This window comes from Spirillospora sp. NPDC049652 (assembly GCF_040675125.1).
Lineage (GTDB): Bacteria > Actinomycetota > Actinomycetes > Streptosporangiales > Streptosporangiaceae > Spirillospora.
On record NZ_JBFAOF010000348.1, the window covers coordinates 1 to 6913 of the forward strand.

The 6913-nt window shown below is 70.4% G+C and carries 6 protein-coding genes; all 6 read left to right on the plus strand.

The genetic code is table 11. From position 1 onward, the window contains the following. The first annotated feature begins 164 nt into the window (after positions 1–164). The gene (locus AB0J52_RS21650; protein ID WP_500183559.1) at positions 165–1406 is read left to right on the plus strand and encodes an arginine deiminase; all 1242 of its coding nucleotides are present in this window, start codon (positions 165–167) and stop codon (positions 1404–1406) included. Between the two features lie 97 nt (positions 1407–1503). Then, positions 1504–2508, plus strand: coding sequence for an ornithine carbamoyltransferase (gene argF / locus AB0J52_RS21655; protein ID WP_500183561.1), 1005 nt, complete (start codon positions 1504–1506; stop codon positions 2506–2508). Positions 2509–2539: 31 nt separating this feature from the next. After that, positions 2540–3475, plus strand: a complete 936-nt coding sequence (gene arcC / locus AB0J52_RS21660; protein ID WP_500183563.1) for a carbamate kinase — start codon at positions 2540–2542, stop codon at positions 3473–3475. Between the two features lie 141 nt (positions 3476–3616). Then, a complete protein-coding gene (locus AB0J52_RS21665) occupies positions 3617–5056 on the plus strand; it encodes an amino acid permease (protein ID WP_500183565.1) in 1440 nt (479 codons plus the stop codon). Further along, complete coding sequence (locus AB0J52_RS21670; RefSeq protein ID WP_500183567.1) at positions 5053–6042, plus strand: universal stress protein; 990 nt, start codon at positions 5053–5055, stop codon at positions 6040–6042. Before AB0J52_RS21665 ends, AB0J52_RS21670 begins: the two co-directional genes overlap by 4 nt. Continuing rightward, positions 6032–6913: APC family permease (locus tag AB0J52_RS21675; protein ID WP_500183569.1), on the plus strand; the 882-nt coding region annotated here is incomplete at its 3' end. The genes AB0J52_RS21670 and AB0J52_RS21675, both read left to right, overlap by 11 nt.

A 6913-nucleotide genomic window follows, 5' to 3' on the forward strand; every position in this document is an offset into this window, starting at 1 on the left:
CCACCGCCGGGCCGCCCCCTCCGCCCGGACCGTCCGGCCCACACGGCCCGCCCCCCGGAACCGGCGGCTGAGCCGGCCACCCGCCACCCGGCGGCCGCGGCCACCGGCCGCCGGGCCCCACCCGGCACACCTGAACTTCCACTACTCAGCAAGGAGGCTGAACCATGTCCTTCCACGTCGATTCCGAGGTCGGCCGACTGCGCCAGGTGCTGGTGCACCGCCCGGAGCTGTCGCTGAAGCGGCTCACCCCGTCCAACGCGGCGGACCTGCTGTTCGACGACGTCCTGTGGGTGCAGCGCGCCGGCGAGGAGCACGAGGAGTTCCAGCAGGTGTTGCGCTCCCGCGGCGTCAAGGTGCACCTGCTGCTGGACCTGCTGCGCGAGACGATCGAGATCCCCGAGGCCAAGAAGCACATCCTGGACTACGTGATCGACCCGCACTGGTTCGGGCCACTGGCGACCGACGGGATCCGCAACGCCTTCGACGCGATGGACCTGCGCGAACTCGGCTCGTTCCTGATCGGCGGCATCACCAAGCGGGAGCTGCTGGAGCGGATGCAGGACATCAAGTCCATCGCGTTCCACGCCATCGACCTGGACGACTTCATCCTGCCGCCGCTGCCGAACCACCTGTTCACCCGCGACACCTCCTGCTGGGTCTACGACGGCGTGTCCATCAACGCCATGAAGAAGAAGGCCCGCATGCGCGAGACGGTGAACATGGAGGCCATCTACAAGTGGCACCCGGCGTTCGCCGACGGCTACAACAAGCCGGACTCGGGCGGGTTCAACGTCTGGAACGAGGGCACCGCGATGGCCCCCGCCACGATCGAGGGCGGCGACGTCCTGGTCATCGGCAAGGGCGCGGTGCTGATCGGGATGAGCGAGCGGACCCAGCCGCAGGCCGTCGAGATGCTGGCGAAGTCCCTGTTCGCGCAGGGCTCCGCGAAGAAGATCGTCGCGCTCCGGATGACCAAGAAGCGCGCCTTCATGCACCTGGACACGGTCATGACGATGGTCGACCACGGCGTGTTCACCAAGTACGCCGGGATGGGCATGCTGCCGTCCCACACCATCGAGCCGGGCGACACCGAGAAGGAACTCAAGATCATCGACCACCCGGCCGAGGACATGCACAAGGCCATCGGCCGGGCGCTCGACCTGGACGAGATCAAGGTCCTCACGCCCACCCAGGACGTGTTCGCCGCCGAGCGCGAGCAGTGGGACGACGGCTCGAACGTCCTGGCGCTGGAGCCCGGCGTCGTCGTCGCCTACGAGCGCAACACCACGACCAACAACTTCCTGACCAAGAACGGCATCGAGGTGCTGACCATCCGGGGCAGCGAGCTCGGCCGGGGCCGCGGCGGACCCCGCTGCATGAGCTGCCCGATCGAGCGCGACGCCTGATCTCCCGGGCGAGCGTCGCCCGCCGCCCCGAACCGCCACCAACCCGCCCCGACGCGGGGTCCGGCCGGAGGCCGGACCCCGCCCGAACGGAGACACCATGGCTTACAACCTGCACGGCCGGAGCTTCCTCAAGGAGCTGGACTTCACCCCCAAGGAGTGGCAGTACCTGCTCAACCTGTCCGCCGAGCTCAAGCGCGCCAAGTACAGCGGCGCCGAGAAGCCGACCCTGGTCGGCAAGAACGTCGCGCTGATCTTCGAGAAGAGCTCCACCCGCACCCGCTGCGCCTTCGAGGTCGCCGCCTACGACCAGGGCGCGCACGCGACCTACCTCCCGCCCTCCGGCTCCCAGATGGGCCACAAGGAGTCGGCCAAGGACACCGCCCGCGTGCTGGGCCGCATGTTCGACGGCATCGAGTACCGGGGCGACAGCCAGAAGACGGTCGAGGAGCTGGCCGAGTACTCCGGCGTCCCGGTCTGGAACGGCCTCACCGACGAGTGGCACCCGACCCAGATGCTCGCCGACCAGCTCACCATGTTCGAGCACGGCAACGGCCGGCCGCTCAACTCGCTCTCCTACGCCTACCTGGGCGACGCCCGCAACAACATGGCGCACTCCTACATCGCGGCGGGCGCCCTGTCCGGCATGGACGTGCGGATCGCCGCGCCCAGGACCCTCTGGCCCGACGAGGACATGGCGGTCAAGCCCGCGCAGGAGCTCAACGCCAGGACCGGCGGGAAGCTGCTCATCACCGAGGACGTCCAGGAGGCCGTGCGCGGCGTCGACTACGTCCTCACCGACGTGTGGGTGTCGATGGGCGAGCCGAAGGAGATCTGGGACGAGCGCATCAGGCTGCTGAAGCCGTACCAGGTCAACGCCGAGGTCCTGAAGGCGACCGGCAATCCGAACGTCCGGTTCATGCACTGCCTGCCGGCCTTCCACAACCGCGAGACCACGGTCGGCGAGGACATCTACCAGAAGACCGGCCTGGAGTCCCTGGAGGTGACCGAGGAGGTGTTCGAGTCGGAGGCGTCCATCGTCTTCGACGAGGCCGAGAACCGGATGCACACGATCAAGGCCGTCATGGTCGCGACGCTCGGCTGACCCACTCCCTTCGATCCACGAGGACACTGCCATGAGAGTCGTCGTCGCACTCGGCGGCAACGCCCTGATGCAACGCGGGGACAAGCCCGACGCCGAGATCCAGCGCGCCAACGTGCAGACCGCGGTGAAGTCGCTCGCGCCGCTGGCCGAGCGGCACGAGCTGATCATCACCCACGGCAACGGCCCGCAGGTCGGGGTGCTGTCGCTGGAGAGCATCAGCGACCCGAACCTGACCCGGCCCTACCCGCTGGACACCATCGGCGCCGAGACGCAGGGCATGATCGGCTACTGGATGCTGCAGGCGCTGCAGAACGCGCTGCCCGGCCGCCAGGTGCTGTCGATGGTCAACCAGACCCTGGTGTCGGCGGTCGACCCCGCCTTCGAGAACCCGACCAAGTTCGTCGGCCAGGTCTACACCCGGGACGAGGCCGACAAGTTCGCCTCGGAGTACGGCTGGACGGTCCGCCCGGACGGCGAGTACTGGCGGCGGGTGGTGCCGTCGCCGCAGCCGCAGCGGGTGATCGAGACCCGGCTGATCCGGCAGGCCGTCCGCACCGGCACCGTCGTGGTCTGCGCGGGCGGCGGCGGCATTCCGGTCATCCGGAACGACGTCGGCCAGCTGGAGGGCGTCGAGGCGGTCATCGACAAGGACCTCACCGCCGCGATGCTCGCCGAGACGCTGGAGGCCGACGCCTTCCTCATCCTCACCGACGTGCCGAACGTGGTGCGCGGCTTCGGCACCCCGGACGCCGAGCCGATCACCCACACCACGCCGTTCGAGCTGCGCTCGGAGGACTTCCCGGCCGGCTCCATGGGCCCCAAGATCGACGCGGTCTGCGGGTTCGTGGAGAAGACCGGCGACATGGCCGCGATCGGCAAGCTCGACCAGTGCCTGGAGATCCTGGACGGCACCGCGGGGACCATCGTGACGCCCAACGCCACCTGGCCGCTCGCGAGCACCCTGTGACCAGGAGTATATGATCAACGACGAAGGGTGACCGGTTCGAGACGGGCGGATCGGGCACCCTCCGGTCGTCCCTTTGATCAACGGCCTCACCGGCTCCGAACGAAAGCAGCGACCACCGTGGCCACCGCTTCATCAGGCTCCTTGCTGCACAGCCTGTTCCGGACCAAACCCGTCGACCAGATCGTGGACGAGGGCGGGCAGGGCGAGCTGAAACGCTCGATGTCCCTGCTCCAGCTCACCATGTTCAGCGTGGGCGCGACCCTCGGCACCGGCATCTTCGTCGTGCTCGGCGAGGCGGTGCCGCTGGTCGGCCCGGCGATCGTCCTGTCGTTCGTGCTGGCCGCGGTGACCGCGCTGTTCTCCGCGCTGTCCTACGCCGAACTCGCCGGGACGATCCCGGTCTCCGGCTCGTCCTACTCCTACACCTACGCGACCATGGGCGAGCTGATCGCCTGGGTCAGCGGCTGGTGCCTGCTGCTGGAGTACGCCGTGTCGGTCTCGGCCGTCGCGGTCGGCTGGGGCCAGTACCTCAACGACTTCTTCCACCAGACCTTCGGGTTCACCCTGCCCGCCGCGATCAGCAACCCGCCCGGCTCCGGCGGCTACGTCAACGTCCCCGCCGTCGTCGTGGTGGCGCTGGCGATGCTGATGCTGCTGCAGGGCGCGTCGGAGTCCGCCACGGTCAACACCATCATGGTGCTGCTGAAGATCGGCGTGCTGGTCTTCTTCTGCGTGATCGCGTTCACCGCGTTCAAGGCCAGCAACCTCAAGCCGTTCGCGCCGATGGGCTGGGCCGGCATCCAGGCCGCCGGATCGAAGGTGTTCTTCTCCTACATCGGCTTCGACGCCGCGTCCACCGCCGGTGAGGAGGCCAAGAACCCCAAGCGCGACCTGCCGCTCGCCATCATCGGCTCGCTGGTCATCGTCACCGTGGTCTACGTCGCGGTCGGCCTGGCCGCCGTCGGCGCGATGCCGTGGAACGACTTCAAGCAGGGCGAGACCGAGGCGTCGCTGTCGCTGGTGCTGGAGCGGGCCGTGAACCTGTCCTGGCCGTCCGCCGTGCTGTCGCTCGGCGCGGTCATCGCCATCGCCAGCGTCGTGCTGTCGGTGATGTACGGCCAGACCCGCATCCTGTTCGCGATGTCCCGCGACGGCCTGATGCCGAAGGTGTTCCAGAAGGTCAGCGCGAACCGCCGGGTGCCGGTCGCCAACACCCTCATCGTGTCGGCGTTCATCGCGCTGCTCGCCGCCGTCGTCCCGCTCGGCCACCTCGCCGACGCGACCAGCATCGGCACCCTGTTCGCGTTCGGGCTGGTCAACATCGGCGTGATGGTGCTGCGCCGGACCCGGCCCGACCTGCCGCGCAGCTTCCGCACCCCGATCTACCCCGTCACCCCGATGCTGGGCGTGCTGTTCTGCGCCGGGCTGATCTTCACGCTCGACCGCGTCACGCAGGAGATCTTCCTGATCTGGATGGCGGTCGGCCTGGTCGTCTACTTCCTCTACAGCCGCCGCCACTCGCGGCTCGGCCGGACAACGGACGGAGCCGCGCAGCCACCGAACCCGAAGGGGACGCCATGAGTGCCGCCAGGGCAGCGGGCAGGTCCGCCGCCAAGTCCGCCGCGAAGCCGGCCGCCAAGTCCGCCGCCGAGCCCGCCGGCGCCGGGACCGGGCGGAGCGTCCTGGTCGGCTACTCGCCCGACGACCGCGGCGACGACGCCCTCGTGCTGGGCGCGCTGGCCGCCCGCACCGCGGGCGCCCCGCTGGTCGTCGCCAACGTCCACCCGCCCGCCTGGCGCACCCGCGGCCCCGGCTCGGTGGACGCCGAATGGCTCTCCTACCTGCGCGAGCAGTCCGCCGCCGCGCTCGCCCAGGCGGCCGACCGGCTGGCCGGGCTGAAACACCCCGTCCGCGACGTCACCTACCGGGTGCACGCCCACCGGGGCAGCGGCCGCGGCCTGATCGAGATCGCCGAGGAGGTGGGCGCGACGCTGATCGTCGTCGGGTCCGGGCCGCGCGGCCGCCGCGACCGCATCGCCATCGGCAGCACCGCCGACCAGCTCCTGCACGGCGCGCCGGTCCCGGTCATGCTCGCCCCGCGCGGCTACGCCGAGGACCCGCCGGACCGGTTCCAGCGGCTGAGCGTCGCCTACTACCGGCAGCGCGACGTCCAGGCCACGATGGAGGTCGTCACGACGTTCGCCAACGACTTCGGCCTGCCCGTCCGGCTGCTGACGCTCGTGCTGCGGCCCTCCGGCCTGCCCGCGCGCTTCCTCGGCGCGGGCGACGTCGTCCAGCGCCAGTTCGACCAGGCGGAGAAGGACCTCGACCACGGCCGCAAGGTGCTCGCCGAGCGCGGCGTGGAGAACGTCGAGACCGAGGCGGTCCAGGGCACCCACATCAACAAGGCCCTCGGCGCGGCCGAGATGCTGCCGGGCGAGCTGCTCACCACCATGTCCAGCCGCGAGGGCCCGCTGCGCAAGGTGTTCGTCGGCGAGAGCTCCGGCAAGATCGTCCGCGCCTCGGACGTCCCCGTCCTGGTGCTGCCGCGGGGCTATGCCGGGTAGCGGTGCCGTGGGGTCGGGCGGCGCGGCCGTCATGGCCGGCGCCGCCGCGGGGGAGCCGAGGCCCCGCCGCGGCCTCGGGCTGCCCGCGGCGACCGCCCTGGTCATGGGCAACGTCATCGGCGTCGGCGTCTTCCAGCTCCCCGCCGCGATCGCCGGCTACGGGACGGTCGGCATCGTCGCGTTCGTCGTCGTCGGTATCTGCTCTGTCCTGCTGGCCCTCGTGTTCGGCTGGCTCGCCCGGCGGCTCCCGCACACCGGCGGGCCCTACGTCTACGCCCGGGACGCGTTCGGCGAGCTCACCGGGTTCCTCACCGCCTGGTCCTACTGGATCACCACGTGGGCCAGCAACGCCGCCCTCGTCGTCGCCTGGGCGGGCTACGTGGACGTGCTGGTCCCGCTGCACGGCAGGGGGCCGTCCCTGCTGGTGACCATCGGGGCGCTCTGGCTGGCCGTCCTCGTCAACCTCGCTGGGGTGCACGGGGCGGGCGTCATCGCGGTGGTCACCACCGTGCTGAAGTTCGTCCCGCTGCTGCTGATCGCGGTCGCGGGGCTCTTCTTCATCAAGAAGGCGAACTTCGGCCCGTTCGTCGTGCACGACAGCCCGCTGGGCGCGCTGTCGGCGTCCGCCGCCGTGCTGATGTTCAGCTTCCTCGGCGTCGAGTCGGCGACGGTTGCCGCCGAGGAGGTGCACGACGCCCGCCGCAACGTCCTGCGCGCCACCGTCGCCGGGACGGTCGCCTCGGCCGTCGTCTACGTCGTCGGCACGATCTCGGTGTTCGGGCTGGTTCCGCATGGCGAGCTGCAGCATTCCACCGCCCCCTACGCGGACGCCGCCGCGGCCATGGTCAGCGGCTGGAGCGGCGCGGACGAC